Origin of the sequence: Ezakiella coagulans, from assembly GCF_003096635.1 — a bacterium.
Taxonomy (GTDB): domain Bacteria; phylum Bacillota; class Clostridia; order Tissierellales; family Peptoniphilaceae; genus Ezakiella; species Ezakiella coagulans.
Genome location: NZ_QEKV01000002.1, coordinates 103,293 through 119,941, shown reverse-complemented (window position 1 = coordinate 119,941; position 16,649 = coordinate 103,293). Strand labels below are relative to the sequence as shown.

The window sequence follows — 16,649 nt, the reverse complement described above, 5'->3', positions numbered from 1 at the left end:
TTTTTGGATCCTTTTTCGGTTTAGTTAAAAACCATATTCTGAATTTATTTTTATTATATCACTATTATAAAATTTATGCAAGTGTTTTTTTCTATATTTTTATTTTTTTCTTTTATTTTTTTATAATTTTAAATTTTCCATTTTATAATTATTAATATCCAATAAAAAAAATCCCGAAAATAAATTCGAGATTTTTAAAATTCTATAAATTTAATGCATTTTCTTGAAACTCTTCTATGTTTGCACCCTTTATAAGTTCCAAAACGCGTGCCATCGGAATTGCATAACCCATGCCTTCAATGCTCGAGGATGCAATCTTTGCGGTATTTATGCCGACGAGTTCACCCTTCATATTAAGAAGTGCCCCGCCGCTGTTGCCAGGATTAATTGCTGCATCCGTTTGAATATATGTCTTTGTGTCGAGACTTTCCTTCGGTGCAAAGTTTCTGTTCACAGCGCTGACGACGCCGGTTGTGACGGATTGACCGTATCCCAAGGCGTTGCCGATTGCAACGACGCTTTCTCCGATTTCAAGCGAATTCGAATCACCGATTTTTATCGGTTTTATTTCCGACAAAGTCGACTCGCTCAAATCCTTTATTCTCACGCGAATAATTGCAATGTCGTTGTTTTCATCGTACTTCACAACTTCGGCTTTATATGTCTTGTCATCGGAGAATGTGACCGACAAATCTTTCGCACCGTCGATTACGTGATGGTTCGTGATCATATAAAGATAATCTTTCGTCTTTTCGAGAATCACTCCTGAACCGCTCATCTTCACTTCTCTCTCAACCCCGCCACCTTGGAAAAAGCTGAAAAAGTCCGGCACTTGTTGAACAGCGACATTCGTTATTGAAACTATCGACTTCAAAGCTTCCTTTGACATCGCCGAAACGTCGTTCACCACCGGTGCTTTATTTGCAACGGTCATAACATTTTGCGTTTCCACTGCAGTCGGTGCTTTTTTTTCGAAGAAAAGCATCTTCGTTCCATAGAACGAGCCGCTTGCAAAACTTCCAAGCATCACTGCGGCAACCGCTGACACAAAAAACTTTTTTATAGGCGAAGATTTTTTCGGCTTCTCCATCCTTGCTTCCGGCTCATACATATATCCATTCATTGTCTCATATTCTAAATATTCACGTCTGTTATCCTTTTCATTAAAGTCCATTTTGATTCCTCCCTTAACTTTATATCTAAATTATAAAGAGAGAAACCTAATCAAAACTTAAAATCTAACTTAATTATACTTAAAATTTATTTTATCGGAAGTTTTATTTGAATTTTTAAAGACTTTTCATCATCAGTCGTTGCACTTATCTCGCCGCCGTGCGAATTTACAATCGCCCTTGCAATCGAAAGCCCAAGACCATATCCGCCGGTCTTGCTGCTTCTCGACTCATCGGTTCTATAAAATCTTTCAAATAGATGTTTTGTGTTCTCACGCGAAATGTAGTCGGTGCCGTTTGTGACTTCGATAATAACCTGTGTTCTCGCTTTTTCGCATTTCACATCTATATTGCCGTTCGTGCTCGAATATTTAAAAGCATTGTCTAAAATGACCGACAAAAGTTTTTCGACCATTTTCTTGTCGCCACAAAAAATAATGTCCGGATTAATTTCCGCATTCAAATTTTTCTCCTCGAGAATCGCACGTGCTTTGTAGGACTCCGTCATTTCAGAAACGAGTTCCGAAATGTTAAACTCGCTCATATTCAAACTGTCGGCACCCTCGTCCATTCTAGCAAGCATAGTGAGGCTGCTGCTTAGTTCCGTTAGCCTTGTCGTTTGCGTTTTTATGTCAGAGAGCCACTCATTTTCACCGAGGTCCATTTGAAGCACTTCCGCATCCGCATTTATGATTGCGAGCGGTGTTTTTATTTCGTGCCCCGCGTCGGTAATGAAGCGTTTTTGCTTTTCGTAGCTTTCCAAAACCGGCTTTGTTATGCGTTTTGACGTGAGCACAATGAGCACATATACGATTATGAGCCCGACAATTGAAATCAAAATTCCGATTGAAACAAAAGACCTGAAATTTTCGAGCACGCGCCCCATATCGAGAAAAATAATTCGCACTCCCGACTCTTCCGCAACCGCTCTATATCTGTAGTCCCCTTGATAGCCGCGACTTTTCCCGCTCTTTAAAACATCAATCGCATACTTTACCGCTTCCTTTGTATTAACTGCGGCAATCTTTCCGGTGTCCACCGAAATTACAATCTCCCTCTCGCCGACGAGCACCGAAAAAAATCTCGACTCGTACGGAAGCTCAATCGACTCATTCGGGTTTAGTCCATACTCCTCCATATAACTTCCGCTCGGAAATCTGCCGTTGTTGTCCGCCAAAATGTCGAGAGTTTCGTCCGCACGCTTCACAATTTTTTTGTAACTTATAAATGAAACGATTGACATGATGACCGCAAGAACTATGAACAGCGACAGCATCGATGCAACTATAAATCTTTTCCTTAATTTCTTAATCATTTCTTTCCTCGAGAGTATATCCGGCGTTTCTCGTTGCCTTTATTTCCACATTCGAATCGAGCGATACCAACTTTTTACGAAGATTTGAAATATAAACCCAAACCACATTTATCTCCGCCTCGCTGTCGAAACCCCAAATCTTTTCCATAAGCCTTTCCGTCGAAATGAGCTTGTTTTTGTTTTGCATCAAAAGCTCCAATATTTGAAACTCCTTGCTTTGAAGACGAGTTTCGCCGGAGTCGGTCTTTAAAATAAATGTATCGCGCATAAGAATCGTGTTTCCCATCTTTAAAATAGAATCGCCCTCGTTGTTTTCCTTGGACCTCGTGATTGCGCGGATTCTCGCCAAAAGCTCGCGACTGTTAAACGGCTTTGTGAGATAATCGTTCGCTCCCGAATCGAGACCCAAAACCTTGTCGTCGACCTCCGACTTTGCCGTCAAAATAATAACGGGAAGCATATTGCCTTCCTTTCGCATAGTCTTTAAAACAGTGATACCGTCGACTTTCGGCATCATCAAATCCAAAATCAAACAATCATAATTGTCCGCAGACAAAAAAGAGAGTGCCTCCTCCCCGTCATAAACCTGGTCCACGGAATAATTGTTTCTCTCCAAAATAACTTTAAGCGCCTTTGAAAGAGAAACTTCATCCTCAGCAAGTAAAATTCGCATATAAACACCCCCGATAATATTATAAATATAAAAACTTAATTTAACCTAAATGATTTATACCCCAAAATTAAAAAAATCCGGCAAAATGTCACAACTGACATCCTGCCGGTAATTTACATATTTATTTTCTCACACCGTTCGCATCGAAGACTTTTTTAAGCTTCGACGAAACTGCAAATGTTGCTCCAATCATAAATGTGCATTGAACAATTTCTATCACGCCCACAACTTTTCCAATCGTATCGATGTTGCAGCCGTTCATAATCGCGAGCGTCGCATTTGAAAGCGGAAGTAGAACAAGCCCCAAAGCCTTCCAATACTTGCCGATGAGATTTTGTGAAAAATCCCACGTCTCCTGGCTCTTCACCGAAAACTTCGTCCTGTATCCGAAAGCCCAATTCGGCTTTTTCGGTGGAGTTTTAGAAACATATTTCCGAAAATAATCATAATAAGCGGAACAAAACTCACCGCAATAACCATAATTAAATTAAATCCCATAAAACTCCCTCCTTGATTTATATATACCCTTTTTGTTTGAATTTATATAAAAAGCGAATGCACCGCATCCGCTTAATATATTTTTAGAGTATTCACTTATATCTCATCTTTTATTCCATATTTTTCCATAAGTTTTTTTATTCTGAAGCCGCCGGGTATATCAAGTCCGGCGTCCATGATGATTTGTTCATTTTCATAAACTGTGTCCTTTTCTCCTTCGAGGACGATTTCTCCGTTTTTTATGACATAGATGTAGTCGGAGACTCCGTAGATGAAGTCCATATCGTGGCTCGACACAACTATGCCGCACGTTTTTTTGAGGTCGGAGAGTATTTCTTTCATTTGACGGGTGAGACGCGGGTCGAGTCCTGCCGTCGGCTCGTCCATAAAGAGATATTTCGGCTCGAGAAGCATTGCGCCGGCGATTGTGACTCTTTTTTTCTCGCCGTATGAAAGGTTTTGAACGAATCTGTCCGCAAGATATTCCATGTTTATGGTTTTCATTACATTTTCAACTCTTTGTTTCGCCTCTTCTTCCGGCACTTTTAGGTTTCTTAAAGGAAACATGAGGTCGTCGCGGACGGTCGAATAGAATATTTGTCTGTCCGGATCTTGCATGACAAGGGTCACGTCACGTCTAAGTTTTCTTTTGCCGTTCTTTGAATAGTCCGCTTTTTCTCCGTCGATATCGACTTCCCCTGAATTAAATTTTACAAGACCTAAGACGGAATTAAAGAGTGTGGATTTACCGGAGCCGTTTTGTCCGATAAGGCCAATCACTTCGCCTTTTTCTACTTTCATATTTATACTTTTCAGTATTGTTTTTTCATCAATTTTTGTTATAAGATTTTTTACTTCAAGCATTTTTTTCTCCTAAAAATAAAAGTTTCCGTCAAATAGTTTAAGGTCGAGTGCGTTCTTAAAGTCTGTATAACTTCTCATGACTCTGAAGAATAGCATTTTTGTGATTTCAGAAATGGATCTTAGCCATGTTTTCGGACTTTCAAAACCGTGTTTCAGCTCGCCTGCCGAGTGCATTGCTTCAAGTTCAATCGAGAAGATTTGAATGAATCTATACATAAGTATCATTTGCTCGATAAATTCTTGCGGAGCGTGCATTTTTTTCAATACTTGTGCAAGTTGTGTTATCGGAGTTGTGACACTTATAAAAAATGTTGCGCTGATTGCTGCAAGGCTCCTTGAGAGTATGAGTTTCGCATCATTTATCATGCTTTTTTGAAATCCGGCATAGATGTTTCCGATTTTTATATAGTGTGTGTAGTTTTCGGTATTATAGCCGAATCCAATCAATATAGAAATTACTCCGAGCACTATAAATGCCGCCGGAATTTTATAAAGTTTTATAAATTTTTTTAGATTTATTTTTGCAACAAAGCGAACGACAATTAACGTTAAAATTACTATCGCAAGATGGATTTCCCACCTATCGATAAAAAAGGCAAGGGCAAGGAAGAATATTCCAAGCCCTGCCTTTAAAACGGGATTTGTTTTTGTCAGTCTGTTGTTTGTTGCAAGACTGTCAATTGTGTTCATTATTTTCTAGCCGGTGCTTTAACAGATTTTTTACCTTTGTAGTATCCGAAAAAGTATCCGATTACTATTGCTCCGATTGCAGCTTGAAGTGCAAATAGGAGTGATTCAATTTCACCTGACTTCGGTTCGAAGATTGAGTTGAACCATGGTTCATAGTCAGGGTTGCTTTCTTCAATAACTTCGCCTGCAGCGTCGTCTGCTCCACCATATTCACCTTCGATGAATAATAGCGGAATAACAACAAGTGCGATCATAAGGACTATTAATAACCATTTAGTTGTTTGTTTCATTTAATAGACCTCCTTCAACATTTTTTACACCGTTGTATACAAGAACGGTCAAGATACCTTCCATGATTGCGATAGGAACTTGTGTGAGCATGAATACACCCATGTATTTTCCAACAGCAACCACAAACGAATCTCCAGGGAATGCGATTCCAAGTTGAATTGATGTAATTAGGTATGTGAACAAGTCACCGATTGTTGCTGCAATAAATACTGCAACGAATTCATTCACTTTAGCTTTTCTTAATGCTTTCCAAAGTACCCAAGCACAAATAGGTCCGCAAATTGCCATTGAAAATGCGTTTGCTCCGAGTGTTGTGAGTCCTCCATGTGCAAGAAGTGTTGCTTGGAAAATAAGTGTGATTGTTCCCAAGATAAACATTGGGAGCGGTCCGAATAAGATTGTTCCGAGACCAACACCTGTAGGGTGTGTGCAGGAACCTGTCATTGCCGGTAATTTAAGACTTGATAGCAAAAATACGAATGCTCCTGACAATGCCAAAAGTAGTTTTCTTTCCGGTTGTTCACGTGTAACTTTGATTAGACTTCTCATACCGACAACAATGAAAGGTGCCGAAATAATAAACCATATAAGAGCTTGTGTTTTAGGCAAAAAACCTTCAGCAATGTGCATGGCATAAGAGGTCGAGGCTTGCATTAGTCCCATAAATAATACGAGACTAAACAGCCATCTTTTTTCTTTTTTGTTCATAATTCCTCCTTGAACTCTTAAAATCACAATTTGCTGCAAATATGTGTTCCAAATTGACGATATTATTAGAAGTGACTATGCGGCAAATTGCGATTTGGCTGTAAGGATAAGAAAAGTAGGCATAAAAAAACCGCGTATATTCGCGGGTTCCATAAACAGTCATACCTTCCTAACCCGAAAATATTTTGAGACATTTCAAGTATCCTGACTTATAAGCTTCAAATTCGATCGCCTTCCCGTTAAGTGGCATGTAATCGAATCTTACTTAAATACAGTAGAGGTAGCTGTTCCGGATTCTAACCGGATTCCTTGTGCGTAATCGCTAAATATCTCTTCACTAATATAATATTACAAACAAATTAAAAAGTCAACATAAAAAAAAAATAAAATCGCTCAAAAAAGAGCGATTTTTCTATTTATTTTCTATAATTTTTTTCATGCTTACGTAGTCGCCGATACCGAACTCATGTTCATCTCCGGACTGCATGTCTTTTAATTTAATTTTTCCATTTTTCACTTCGTCTTCACCGATTACAACTACAAAAGGAATATTTTCCTTGTTTGCATAGTTCATCGATTTCTTTACACGACGATCCATTTTTTCAATTTCAACTTTTAATCCTTCGTTTCTAAGCCCGCTTGCAAGTTTGAAACTGTCTACACCCGTACCGATTGGAATTATAAATAAATCAACACATGATTTTACTTCGCCTTCGTGCATTTTATTTAAAATTTCATAGATTACATCGAGCCCGAAGCTCATACCGATAGCCGGATATTCTTCACCTGTTCCGACAAATTCCGTTATGATGTGGTCATATCTTCCGCCACCACCCAAACTTACATTGAAGTCGTGTCCATTAACATTTCTATTTTTTAGGAAAATTTCCCAAACGGTTCCTGTGTAAATGTCAATCCCGCGTGCAAGATACGGACTGAAGACCATGTCTTCGCTTGCGACTGTGTTTTTTGTATAAAGAATAAGTTCGCTTAGCTCATCGATTCCCTCTTTCAAAATTCCTTCCGCGTCAGCTTCGTATTTTTCTTTGATTTTATCAAAAGAAAGTGATAGAACTTGAAGAAGTTCATCAACTTTTTCGCCGTCGAAATCAATTTTCTTAAACTCTGCTTTAAGCTCGTCATTTGTGAGTTTGTCGAGCTTGTCGATGAGCATGATTGCCTTTCTGGTAGTGTCAGCATCCAATTTTCCGAAAATCTTTTGAATAAGTCCCGTCAAAAGTTTTCTGTTGTTGTATCTTATTTCAATGTCAAGTCCCAAATTTTTAAATCCATCGTGTGTAAGGTTCATAAATTCAGCATCTTGCATGATTGATTTTACACCCACTATGTCGACATCGCATTGCGTGAATTCACGATTTCGTCCGAGCTTTACCGGACCATCACGAAACACTTTGCCGATTTCATATCTCTTAAACGGCATGACAATAGATCCGTTTGTCGCAATTAATTTTGAAAAGCAAATTGTAAGGTCGTATCTAAGACCAAGAGCTCTTTCCCCTTGGTCGGATAATTTATATGTTTCGTTTAATATATCTGCATCTGCCGAATATTTCGAAGCTAACAAATCATACATACATAAAATCGGAGTTTCAGCCGGTGAAAATCCATAAATTCTAAAAATTTCTGTGAGTTTTCTTTTAATTTCCTCTCTCAAAGTTTGTTCTGCGGGCAAATATTCGTATGTCCCCTTAAGAGTTTCAAAATTCTTGTTCATAATTCTCCTTATCTATAACATGTCGTATCCGGTTACCAAAATACCGATACAAGCTGTGCAGGCAATAAAAATGACGCTACACAAAACTATTCCTATAATTGAGGTTATAAGCCCCGCCCTCCCAAGTGAGTTGCCGGGTTCATAATCAAGTGATTTCTTTGCAACCACAATTCCAACAATTCCTACTGGAATACCGAGAAGTGTGAGCATCGAACCCGAAATGGAGCAAATTATTGAAAAAATTCCTAAAATTAGGGATAAAATCCCGTTGTTATTGTTTTCCATAAAACCCTCCTTTTCTTTATTATACACGAAAATCGTTTTAAATAAAAGTATTGTTTATGTTTTATATTTTAAAATTCTAAAAATTTGCACAAAAAAACCGGAATTTCTTCCGGTCAATTTTATTCAACTATAAACGTTCCCGTTTTACCGTTCATGCCTTCGACAAGTTTATCCAAACTTGTGATTAAAGTCTTTCTACCTTTTCCGCTCTTTACAAAGTCCATTGCAGCTTCAATTTTTGGAAGCATTGAACCTTCAGGGAATTGTCCTTCAGCAATATATTTTTCGCACTCAGCGAGTGTCATTTGTGACAAATCTTTTTGGTTCGGTTTGTTGAAGTTTATTGAAACTTTTTCAACACCGGTCAAAATTACAAGGCTGTCGCAATCTGTATCGCTTGCAAGAAGAACAGATGTTCTGTCCTTGTCAATTACAGCATCTATTGATTTTAGTCCTTCTTCAGTTCTTATTGTCGGAATTCCTCCGCCGCCGCCTGCAATCAAAATTGTGCCTGCATTTGATAAAGTTTTACATATATTCTTTTCCACAATTTCAATAGGAATAGGACTTGCAACAACTTCTCTATATCCACGTCCTGAATCTTCAATCATTGTCTTTCCAGCTTTTTCAAGTTGTTCAGATTCTTCTTTTGTATAGAATGCACCGATTGGCTTCGTCGGATTTTTGAAGTGCGGATCATCTTTATCCACAATAACTCTTGTCACTACAGTTGCAACTTCGTTTTTAAGTCCCATTTCTTTAAGCTTGTTGTCGATTGCATTTTGAAGTTCAGCACCGATGAAACTTTGGCTCATTGAAACACATGAAAAGAGCGGCAAGTTCTCAGTCTTGTCTTCCTTTGCACCTCTGTCGATATTGCTTTTAATATATCCCACTTGTGGTCCGTTTCCATGACAAATTACAACTTCATGGCCATGTTTCACAAGGTCACAAATCGGTCCTGCAATAATTTCAACTGATTGTTTTAAATCATTATATAAAGTTCCTAGAGCGTTGCCTCCAAGAGAAATTAAAATTCTGGACATAATTATCTCCTTAAAAAAATAATTGGCTCGGATAATCATCTAAGCCAACTACATTATAACGCATAATTTTAACATAAATAAGACATTTTAGAAATCTTAAGGTGTATTTAAAACCAAATTGATTCTAATCACATACAAGAAATTAAAGCGGTTGCGTTTTCGGTTTGTTCCCCATTCTCGGATACTTCTTCGGAGTTGCTTTAATTTTTTCGATCACGACAATATTTCTTTCATCTCCGTTTTCAAGGGAAAAATTGTATGTTTTTTTGACTTTACCGCCAAGAGTGTTTAGACCGTTTTTTATCTCATCCAGTTCTTCATTTACTCCCGGCCCCTTCATCGCAATCATGTGACCGCCCGGTTTTACAAACGGCAAATTGTATTCAATCAAAGTGTTTAGCCTTGCGACTGCACGTGCAATCGATGTATCGAACATTTCTCTGTATCCGTCTTTTCTGTTCGGATTGCACGCCTCTTCCGCTCTCTCATGAGCAGTTTTGATACCCTTTAAGCCAAGTTCTTCTATAACCTCATCAAGAAAGACCAGTCTTTTTTTAAGGCTGTCGAGCAAAACGACTTCGATGTCCGGCCTCATAATTTTTATTATAACACCCGGAAATCCCGCTCCCGTTCCAACGTCGACAAGTTTTTTCGTGCCTATTTCATCCAACACAGGAAGTACGCTTGCACTGTCCAAAACATGTTTCACCCACATCTCGTCATAGTCCGTGATTCGCGTGAGATTTAGAACTTTGTTTTTTGAAATGAGCATATCCAAATAACGGTCGATTTGTTCTCTTTCTTTTTCGGTGAAGTTTATATCATTCACTTCTCTTCTCCTTTTTCCTCTTTTCGATTTCCATGTGAATCATAATAACGTTGATATCACTTGGCGACACTCCGCTTATTCTGGAAGCTTGTGCAATTGTCTCAGGTTTTATCTGTTTAAGTTTTTGAAGTGCTTCCTTTTTTAAACCGGGTACACTGTCATAGTCGAAGTCATTACCGAGAATTCTGTTTTCTTCTTTGTGGTGCTTGTTTATTCGCTCTTCAGTCTTTTTAATATATCCGCTATACTTCACTTCCGTCTCAAGAAGTAGTCGCAGCTCTCTGTTTAGCTCCGTTTCAATCGGAAACTTTTCTAAAAGAACATCGATACGAACTTCCGGTCTTTTTAAAAGGTCCAAAAGCGTCGTTGCAGTTTTTATAGGCGTTGTAAACGATGAAACTTTTTCATTTATATCGTCTTTTGGAGTGAGCACAATGCCCTTCATTTCATTTTCTGCAGCATTTAAAAGTTCTTCTTTTTTTATAGTTCTTTCGAGCCTTTCTTCTGTTGCAAGCCCTACATCGTATCCTTTTTTTGTGAGCCTCAAATCCGCATTGTCCTGTCTCAAACTCAAGCGGTACTCAGCCCTTGCCGTCATCATTCTATACGGTTCATAAGAAATTTTCGTTACGAGGTCATCAATCAAAACTCCAATGTAACCTTCGTCTCTTCTTATCACAAACGGCTCGTGACCAAGGACATTATTTGCCGCATTTATGCCCGCAATCAATCCCTGACTTGCAGCTTCTTCGTAGCCTGAGCTTCCGTTTATTTGTCCGGCGAAGAAAAGATTTTTTATGGTCTTACTTTCAAGTGTCGACTTCAAATCCGTTGCAAAAATCGCATCGTATTCAATGGCGTAACCCGGACGCATAATCTCACAATTTTCCATTCCACGAACCATTTTATACATATTTTCCTGCACATCTTCCGGCATTGACGTCGAAATTCCCTGAACATACATTTCCTTAGTGCTTGCACTCTCAGGCTCTATGAAAACTTGGTGGTCGCTCCTGTCCGGAAATCTTTTCACCTTATCTTCAATCGACGGGCAGTATCTCGGTCCAGTGCCTTCAATAAGTCCGCCGTATAGTGCACTTCTGTCCATGTTTTCTCTAATATATTCGTGCATCTTTTCATTTGTGTGCGTGAGATAACAGTCCACTTGTTCACGTCTTATATCCTCTTCATCGTTCATAAACGAAAACGGCGTTACAATCTCGTCGCCATGTTGCACTTCCATCTCCGAAAAGTCCAAACTGTCTCTGTTTACTCTTGCCGGAGTTCCCGTTTTTAAACGTCTTAAAGTGATGCCGTGTTTTTTTAATCCTTCAGACAAAAGCATAGACGGAAAACGACCGTCTGGTCCGCTGTTGTAGTTCAAATCGCCTATAAAAACTTTTCCACGAAGATAAGTTCCGGTTGCAATGACAACCGCTTTCGCTTTTATAGTCCTGCCGTCACGAACGACAACGCCATTCACTTCACCGTCTTCAATAACGACGTCTGTTGCTTCCATTTGGCGGAGTGTTAAATTTTCCGTGGACTCGAGTTTCTTTTTCATCTCTTCGTGGTATCTTATTTTGTCCGCTTGCACACGTAGTGAATGAACGGCCGGTCCCTTTGAAGTGTTAAGAATTCTCGATTGCAGATAAACCTTGTCGATGTTAAGAGCCATATATCCGCCAAGTGCATCGAGTTCTCTTACGAGATGCCCCTTCCCGGTTCCTCCTATGTTCGGATTGCACGAAAGAGCGGCAATACCGTCAAGATTCATTGTGATTATTAAAGTTTTTAGCCCCATATTTGCAGCTGCGATTGCCGCCTCACTTCCGGCGTGTCCCGCCCCAACAACTACAATATCATATTCATCTTTTAAATAAGTCAATAAAATCACTTCCCAACGCAAAAATCTCTAAATACTCGGTCGATAATATCCTCGGACGTATCTCGTCCCAAAATCATCGAAATATATTCGTGTGCCTCACGAAGGCTCACCTCTACAATTTCAAAAGGCATAACGTCGATGTCTCTTATCGCGGTTTCGATTTCTGAAATCGCCCTTTCAATCAAATCGACATGCCTGATATTAAAAATGCTTGTAACGTTAAAATCGATTTCGTGCACGATTCTCTTTTTGATTGCATCTAAAAGTTCCCTAACACCACTGTCGTTTTTAATCGAAGAAATAATGTATTCTCCGTATTTTTCAACGCTCTTCAAATCGATTTTTAAACCCTTGTCCTCTTTATTTATAAGAAAAACCTTTTCCTTGTCCTTCACAAGTTCCATTATTTCAAAATCGTCAGCTTGAAGCGGTGTAGAGCCGTCCAAAACGACAACGACAAAGTCAGCATCCTCCGCAGCCTTCTTTGAAAGCTTTATGCCCTCTCTTTCGATGACCTCGTCGGTCGATCTTATCCCGGCTGTGTCGATGAGTCTTATCGTGAGTCCTTCGTAATTTATGGTCTCCTCAATAGTGTCTCTCGTTGTTCCTGCAATCTCCGTCACAATCGCCCTCTCCTTGTTTGTGAGTGCATTTAAAAGACTGCTCTTTCCGACATTCGGTCGCCCGATAATCGCAAGTTTCAAACCGTCTCTAATATATGTCGTCCTCTTTTCGTCGTCCAAAAATGAAATAAGTCCTCCGTGAATTTTCTCGAGCTTTTCCTTCATATCGTCGACGTCGCCAAGTTCAGGATAATCGATCTTTGCTTCGCATTCACTTATAAGATTAACCACATCGTTCAAAACTGATTCAAGTTTTTCGGTGAGTTTTCCTCCCAAAACATCGGCGTACATAAGCTGTTCCTCTTTTGATTCGGCCTCGATAATTCCTTCGACAGCCTCCGCTTCCAAAAGGTCAATCCTTCCGTTCAAAAATGCGAGTTTTGTAAACTCCCCCGCTTCCGCAGGAACAGCACCGAGCTTTAGAAGAATTTCCAAAATATAAAGACAGCTCACATAGCCGCCGTGACAATAAATTTCAACCATATCCTCGCATGTGTATGTGTACGGCTTATTGAAATAACATGCCATAACTTCATCTACAACGCGGTTTTCATAAATTATTTTTCCATAGTGCATAAAACGTGGACGAATCTCTTTTTTTGTAAAAATTTTCTTTAAAATTTCTAGAGAAAACTCTCCACTCATTCTCACTATTCCTATTCCGCCTTTTCCCGGCGGAGTACTTATTGCAGCAATAGTTCTCATAACAAAAAACCCGCCTTTATTGCGGGTCACGTTGAACGACTATTCGACGTCTCGGTTCTTCACCTTCAGAATGTGTTGTGACGCCCTCGATCTTATTGATTTCTCTGTGGACCAATCGTCTGTCGTATGCGTTCATCGGTCTAAATTTATATTCGCCTTCATTGAGTGCTCTTTCTGCACCCATTCTTGCGAAACTCTTCAAATCTTCTTGTTTTTCATAAATATAATCCCCGCAGTCGACCTCAATCATCATATCACCTTGGAATCTATTTCTAAGGAAAACATTTACAAGATAACCGATTGAGGAGAGAGTATCTCCTTTTTTACCGATAAACCTTGAATTCATCTTGAAATCGTCCGGAATAATATCCAAAACATAGTTTTCATCTTCTTCAATCGGTGGAATAACCTCAACAACTCCGGCATAACCCATCTTGTGCATCATGTCTTCAAGGAAAATTCTAGAAGCTTCTGCAGCTTCATCCTTTGTTTCAAATTGCGGGAATGTAGAGTTTATATTTTCACCTTTTATATCGTCAATCTTATCGTTGACTTTTTCTCTTGTATCTTCAAGTGACTCTTTAGCATCATCTTTAAACTTTGCAACATCTTCGTGCGCTTCTTCTTTAACTTCGGAAACTTTTTCTTTTACCGATTCTGTTGTTTCAGAAATCTTTTCTTTTGCATCTTCAGCAAAATCTGAAACTTTTTCCTTTGTATCTTCAAAAGAATCCTTAACATCGTCCTTGAAATTTGAAACTTCATTGCGAACAACTTCAGTTACTTCCATGACTTTTGCTTTCGTATCTTCCGTGAAACTCTCTATTTTTTTCTTTGCATCGTCTGCAAAATCTGAAACCTTTTCTTTGGCTTCATCTACGTTTTCCTTAAAATCTGAATTTTCATATTTTTCGGTAACGCTTTCTTTTGCATCATTTATAAAATTTGTTGCAGCATTTTTTGTTAAAGAATCACTTTCATTGTCTTCATATAAAGCTGCATCAGGAGTGCCTTTTTTAACAATGGTAACCTTTGCATCCTTGCCTCCGATAAGACCTAAAAATCCTTTTTGGCCTTCTTCTTCGACATGAATAATTACATCTTCTCTCTTTGCACCGAGAAGTTTCAAGCCTTCTAAAATTGCTTCTTCAACTGTCTTCTTTTCAAGAGTTATTTTATCCATCATTATTCTCCTTTCTTTTTAAAAATGAGAGCTCTGTTTGTGATTAATTGTTGTATTGCTGTAAACAAAGTGTTTGTAATCCAGTACAATGCAAGACCACCAGGATATTTTAAAGCGAACCAGAAAAACATTATCGGCATGATATAGTTCATCGTATTCATCGATGCCATTTGTTCTTGTTGCTCAGGTGTTCCTACTTTTGGAGTTGTGAAAGATTGAAGAAATGTCGTCAATCCTACAAGAAGCGGAAGACCATACCAATGCGGATCTGCAAGAGTCAAATCCTTAATCCAAAGGAATGTCTTACTGATTGATTCAAAATGTCCCGGTTGATTAAAAACATAAAGTCCCGGATTTTGCATAACTCTAAAGAAAGCAAGTATAACAGGCATCTGAATTAAAATCGGCAAACATCCGCCGGTCATTGACGCTCCGTTTTCTCTGTAAAGTTGTTGAATTTTTATATTTGCTGTTTGCGGGTCATGCTTAAACTTAATTTGAATTTCTTTTGCTTGCGGCTGTAACTCCTGAGTCTTCTTCATTTGTCTCGCAGCCTTCAAATTTAGCGGCAATGTAATTAATTTTATAAATAGAGTGGCTACAATTATACTCATCGCAAAATAACTGAAATTTTCAGGTTCAGTTCCTATATGCGAAAGAGTGTCATAAATAAATCGCATAACATAGCCCAGTATATTACCTAAAAAGCTTAACAATATATATTTCCTTTCAATTTTTATGGAAGCGGATCATATCCACCCTTATGATAAGGATGACATTTTCCAACTCGCCTTATAGTTAAGTATAGAGCCTTCATAAATCCGTATTTTGTGAATGCCTGTTTGGCATATTCACTACATGTGGGGGTAAAGCGACAGTGGCTGCCCGTGAGAATATATTTGGATATAAACTTTTGATAAAACCAAATAACTCCAAGTGCAATCCGTCTCACTTTAACAAATCCCCCAAATTCAGTATGTGAATAATATTTTTCTTCAGATCTTTAAAATCCAGCTCATCTGCATTGACTTTCGGCACGAGAATCAAGTTGCCGTATTTAAGTTGCGGCACCAAAGGATACATAATTGCGCGAATTCTCCTCTTCAAAAGATTTCTTTTCACAGCATTTCCATGCTTTTTAGAAACGATAATCCCAACTTTTTTGCCTCTGTTCATCGGCAAATAATAAAGTGAAAAATTTCTATTGTATTTTTTTACACCGCGATTAAAAATAACCTTGAAATCCAAATCGCGCCTAAGTCGATTCTGTGGTTTAAGCATTATTATGCGCTTAAGACCTTTCTGCCTCTGTTTCTTCTTCTCTTTAGTACATTTCTGCCGTTTTTAGTTCTCATTCTTTCTCTAAAACCGTGTACCTTTTTTCTTTGTCTGTTTTTAGGTTGGTAAGTTCTCTTCATAACCACACCTCCTTATCATATAGTTTTACACAAGAGATTATACCATAAACCGTAAAAATTGTAAAGAGTGCGGCTTTGAAAAAGAAAATTATTTTGGCGAAATTTTAAAACGAATTTATGAATTGATTTAAAAATTTTATTCACTTTTATTTTGGCGGCGATACGTGTTTGTAATTTTACAATTATAAATGTCCATGTATGCGTTGTAGCGTGATGGCATACGTTACGACGTTAGGAGTAACGATGCCCCGGCGCCATATTTGGCATTTAATTTTTTAAGAAACAAAACAACAACGGTGTGTGAAGAGAATATCGAACCAAAAACCTAAAACGATTTTTAAATTCATCCATCATTGTAGGTTTCACAGAATATTTTCTGTCCATTTTCGTTATTGGCGGCGATACACCTTTTTATCTCATCTCACGACGAAATCATAGATTTCTGTTCGATGGATAAAAAAACTGGTCGCCGCTACTTGCGGCGTGTATGTATTTATACATAAATTATTCTGTATATATAATTGTAAATGTCCATGTACGCGTTGTAGCGCCAGGCACTGTGTGTCCTGGCGCCCATTTTTGTGTATATAGAATATGTATTACCACCAACAACGCTGCATTTATAAAATCTCGAACCCAAAAGACTTTACCAATTCTCCACCCCCAACCCCCGACGTTATTTGCCCGGAATTTTCGATGAGAAACGCTTAGATGAAATATTTTAGG

At 38.5% G+C, this 16,649-nt stretch carries 20 protein-coding genes and 1 riboswitch; all 20 genes read right to left on the bottom strand.

Annotated features, from left to right (window positions below):
- Window positions 1-202 precede the first annotated feature (202 nt).
- The 20 genes from C7381_RS02010 to rpmH all read right to left on the bottom strand — a co-directional run bounded on the left by C7381_RS02010 (window position 203) and on the right by rpmH (window position 15,923).
- On the bottom strand, window positions 203-1,174 hold the full coding sequence (locus tag C7381_RS02010) for a S1C family serine protease (protein ID WP_116479686.1): 972 nt from the start codon (window positions 1,172-1,174) through the stop codon (window positions 203-205).
- 86 nt (window positions 1,175-1,260) lie between these two features.
- Window positions 1,261-2,487, bottom strand: a complete 1,227-nt coding sequence (locus C7381_RS02005) for a sensor histidine kinase (protein WP_116479685.1) — start codon at window positions 2,485-2,487, stop codon at window positions 1,261-1,263.
- On the bottom strand, window positions 2,480-3,160 hold the full coding sequence (locus C7381_RS02000) for a response regulator transcription factor (protein WP_116479684.1): 681 nt from the start codon (window positions 3,158-3,160) through the stop codon (window positions 2,480-2,482). Before C7381_RS02000 ends, C7381_RS02005 begins: the two co-directional genes overlap by 8 nt.
- 121 nt (window positions 3,161-3,281) lie before the next feature.
- Window positions 3,282-3,527, bottom strand: a complete 246-nt coding sequence (locus tag C7381_RS01995) for an SdpI family protein (RefSeq protein ID WP_116479683.1) — start codon at window positions 3,525-3,527, stop codon at window positions 3,282-3,284.
- On the bottom strand, window positions 3,524-3,658 hold the full coding sequence (locus C7381_RS08760) for a hypothetical protein (RefSeq protein WP_281261747.1): 135 nt from the start codon (window positions 3,656-3,658) through the stop codon (window positions 3,524-3,526). The genes C7381_RS01995 and C7381_RS08760 overlap by 4 nt, the downstream gene beginning before the upstream one ends.
- 96 nt (window positions 3,659-3,754) lie before the next feature.
- On the bottom strand, window positions 3,755-4,522 hold the full coding sequence (locus C7381_RS01990) for an energy-coupling factor ABC transporter ATP-binding protein (RefSeq protein WP_116479682.1): 768 nt from the start codon (window positions 4,520-4,522) through the stop codon (window positions 3,755-3,757).
- Window positions 4,523-4,531: 9 nt separating this feature from the next.
- Window positions 4,532-5,212, bottom strand: a complete 681-nt coding sequence (locus C7381_RS01985) for a CbiQ family ECF transporter T component (protein WP_116479681.1) — start codon at window positions 5,210-5,212, stop codon at window positions 4,532-4,534.
- Window positions 5,212-5,502, bottom strand: coding sequence for an energy-coupling factor ABC transporter substrate-binding protein (locus C7381_RS01980; RefSeq protein ID WP_034547973.1), 291 nt, complete (start codon window positions 5,500-5,502; stop codon window positions 5,212-5,214). Before C7381_RS01980 ends, C7381_RS01985 begins: the two co-directional genes overlap by 1 nt.
- Window positions 5,486-6,211 carry an energy-coupling factor ABC transporter permease gene (locus C7381_RS01975; protein WP_034547975.1) on the bottom strand — a complete coding sequence of 242 codons (726 nt, stop codon included), beginning with the start codon at window positions 6,209-6,211 and terminating at the stop codon, window positions 5,486-5,488. Before C7381_RS01975 ends, C7381_RS01980 begins: the two co-directional genes overlap by 17 nt.
- A gap of 177 nt (window positions 6,212-6,388) precedes the next feature.
- A riboswitch (cobalamin riboswitch) is annotated at window positions 6,389-6,574 on the bottom strand.
- Window positions 6,575-6,623: 49 nt separating this feature from the next.
- Entirely contained in the window at window positions 6,624-7,946 is a 1,323-nt protein-coding gene (gene hisS / locus C7381_RS01970) for a histidine--tRNA ligase (RefSeq protein WP_116479680.1), read from the bottom strand.
- Window positions 7,947-7,958: 12 nt separating this feature from the next.
- Window positions 7,959-8,231, bottom strand: coding sequence for a hypothetical protein (locus C7381_RS01965; protein ID WP_116479679.1), 273 nt, complete (start codon window positions 8,229-8,231; stop codon window positions 7,959-7,961).
- A 119-nt stretch (window positions 8,232-8,350) separates the two neighbouring features.
- A complete protein-coding gene (arcC, locus tag C7381_RS01960; protein WP_116479678.1) occupies window positions 8,351-9,277 on the bottom strand; it encodes a carbamate kinase in 927 nt (308 codons plus the stop codon).
- A 142-nt stretch (window positions 9,278-9,419) separates the two neighbouring features.
- Window positions 9,420-10,106 carry a 16S rRNA (guanine(527)-N(7))-methyltransferase RsmG gene (gene rsmG, locus C7381_RS01955; RefSeq protein ID WP_116479677.1) on the bottom strand — a complete coding sequence of 229 codons (687 nt, stop codon included), beginning with the start codon at window positions 10,104-10,106 and terminating at the stop codon, window positions 9,420-9,422.
- Window positions 10,099-12,003 (bottom strand): tRNA uridine-5-carboxymethylaminomethyl(34) synthesis enzyme MnmG, encoded by a 1,905-nt coding sequence (gene mnmG / locus C7381_RS01950; RefSeq protein ID WP_425433150.1) that lies wholly within the window; start codon window positions 12,001-12,003, stop codon window positions 10,099-10,101. The genes rsmG and mnmG overlap by 8 nt, the downstream gene beginning before the upstream one ends.
- Entirely contained in the window at window positions 12,000-13,322 is a 1,323-nt protein-coding gene (gene mnmE / locus C7381_RS01945; RefSeq protein WP_116479676.1) for a tRNA uridine-5-carboxymethylaminomethyl(34) synthesis GTPase MnmE, read from the bottom strand. The genes mnmG and mnmE overlap by 4 nt, the downstream gene beginning before the upstream one ends.
- Window positions 13,323-13,338: 16 nt before the next feature.
- Window positions 13,339-14,505 (bottom strand): Jag N-terminal domain-containing protein, encoded by a 1,167-nt coding sequence (locus C7381_RS01940; RefSeq protein ID WP_165803555.1) that lies wholly within the window; start codon window positions 14,503-14,505, stop codon window positions 13,339-13,341.
- A gap of 2 nt (window positions 14,506-14,507) precedes the next feature.
- Window positions 14,508-15,185, bottom strand: a complete 678-nt coding sequence (locus tag C7381_RS01935) for a YidC/Oxa1 family membrane protein insertase (protein WP_133240916.1) — start codon at window positions 15,183-15,185, stop codon at window positions 14,508-14,510.
- Between the two features lie 56 nt (window positions 15,186-15,241).
- Window positions 15,242-15,457: a membrane protein insertion efficiency factor YidD gene (gene yidD, locus C7381_RS01930; protein WP_116479673.1), complete on the bottom strand. Its 216-nt coding sequence runs from the start codon at window positions 15,455-15,457 to the stop codon at window positions 15,242-15,244.
- Window positions 15,454-15,786, bottom strand: coding sequence for a ribonuclease P protein component (rnpA, locus tag C7381_RS01925; RefSeq protein ID WP_116479672.1), 333 nt, complete (start codon window positions 15,784-15,786; stop codon window positions 15,454-15,456). Before rnpA ends, yidD begins: the two co-directional genes overlap by 4 nt.
- A 2-nt stretch (window positions 15,787-15,788) precedes the next feature.
- The gene (gene rpmH, locus C7381_RS01920) at window positions 15,789-15,923 is read right to left on the bottom strand and encodes a 50S ribosomal protein L34 (protein WP_034547989.1); all 135 of its coding nucleotides are present in this window, start codon (window positions 15,921-15,923) and stop codon (window positions 15,789-15,791) included.
- Window positions 15,924-16,649: the final 726 nt, after the last annotated feature.

What these genes read in the sequence shown, in the direction of transcription:
- rpmH (WP_034547989.1), bottom strand. Translation starts at nt 15,923, where the DNA reads ATGAAGAGAACTTACCAACCTAAAAACAGACAAAGAAAAAAGGTACAC.
- C7381_RS02005 (WP_116479685.1), bottom strand. Translation starts at nt 2,487, where the DNA reads ATGATTAAGAAATTAAGGAAAAGATTTATAGTTGCATCGATGCTGTCG.
- C7381_RS08760 (WP_281261747.1), bottom strand. Translation starts at nt 3,658, where the DNA reads ATGGGATTTAATTTAATTATGGTTATTGCGGTGAGTTTTGTTCCGCTT.
- C7381_RS02010 (WP_116479686.1), bottom strand. Translation starts at nt 1,174, where the DNA reads ATGGACTTTAATGAAAAGGATAACAGACGTGAATATTTAGAATATGAG.
- C7381_RS01985 (WP_116479681.1), bottom strand. Translation starts at nt 5,212, where the DNA reads ATGAACACAATTGACAGTCTTGCAACAAACAACAGACTGACAAAAACA.
- arcC (WP_116479678.1), bottom strand. Translation starts at nt 9,277, where the DNA reads ATGTCCAGAATTTTAATTTCTCTTGGAGGCAACGCTCTAGGAACTTTA.
- mnmE (WP_116479676.1), bottom strand. Translation starts at nt 13,322, where the DNA reads ATGAGAACTATTGCTGCAATAAGTACTCCGCCGGGAAAAGGCGGAATA.
- rnpA (WP_116479672.1), bottom strand. Translation starts at nt 15,786, where the DNA reads ATGCTTAAACCACAGAATCGACTTAGGCGCGATTTGGATTTCAAGGTT.
- hisS (WP_116479680.1), bottom strand. Translation starts at nt 7,946, where the DNA reads ATGAACAAGAATTTTGAAACTCTTAAGGGGACATACGAATATTTGCCC.
- C7381_RS01940 (WP_165803555.1), bottom strand. Translation starts at nt 14,505, where the DNA reads ATGGATAAAATAACTCTTGAAAAGAAGACAGTTGAAGAAGCAATTTTA.
- C7381_RS01975 (WP_034547975.1), bottom strand. Translation starts at nt 6,211, where the DNA reads ATGAACAAAAAAGAAAAAAGATGGCTGTTTAGTCTCGTATTATTTATG.
- C7381_RS01990 (WP_116479682.1), bottom strand. Translation starts at nt 4,522, where the DNA reads ATGCTTGAAGTAAAAAATCTTATAACAAAAATTGATGAAAAAACAATA.
- C7381_RS01935 (WP_133240916.1), bottom strand. Translation starts at nt 15,185, where the DNA reads ATGCGATTTATTTATGACACTCTTTCGCATATAGGAACTGAACCTGAA.
- C7381_RS02000 (WP_116479684.1), bottom strand. Translation starts at nt 3,160, where the DNA reads ATGCGAATTTTACTTGCTGAGGATGAAGTTTCTCTTTCAAAGGCGCTT.
- C7381_RS01965 (WP_116479679.1), bottom strand. Translation starts at nt 8,231, where the DNA reads ATGGAAAACAATAACAACGGGATTTTATCCCTAATTTTAGGAATTTTT.
- C7381_RS01980 (WP_034547973.1), bottom strand. Translation starts at nt 5,502, where the DNA reads ATGAAACAAACAACTAAATGGTTATTAATAGTCCTTATGATCGCACTT.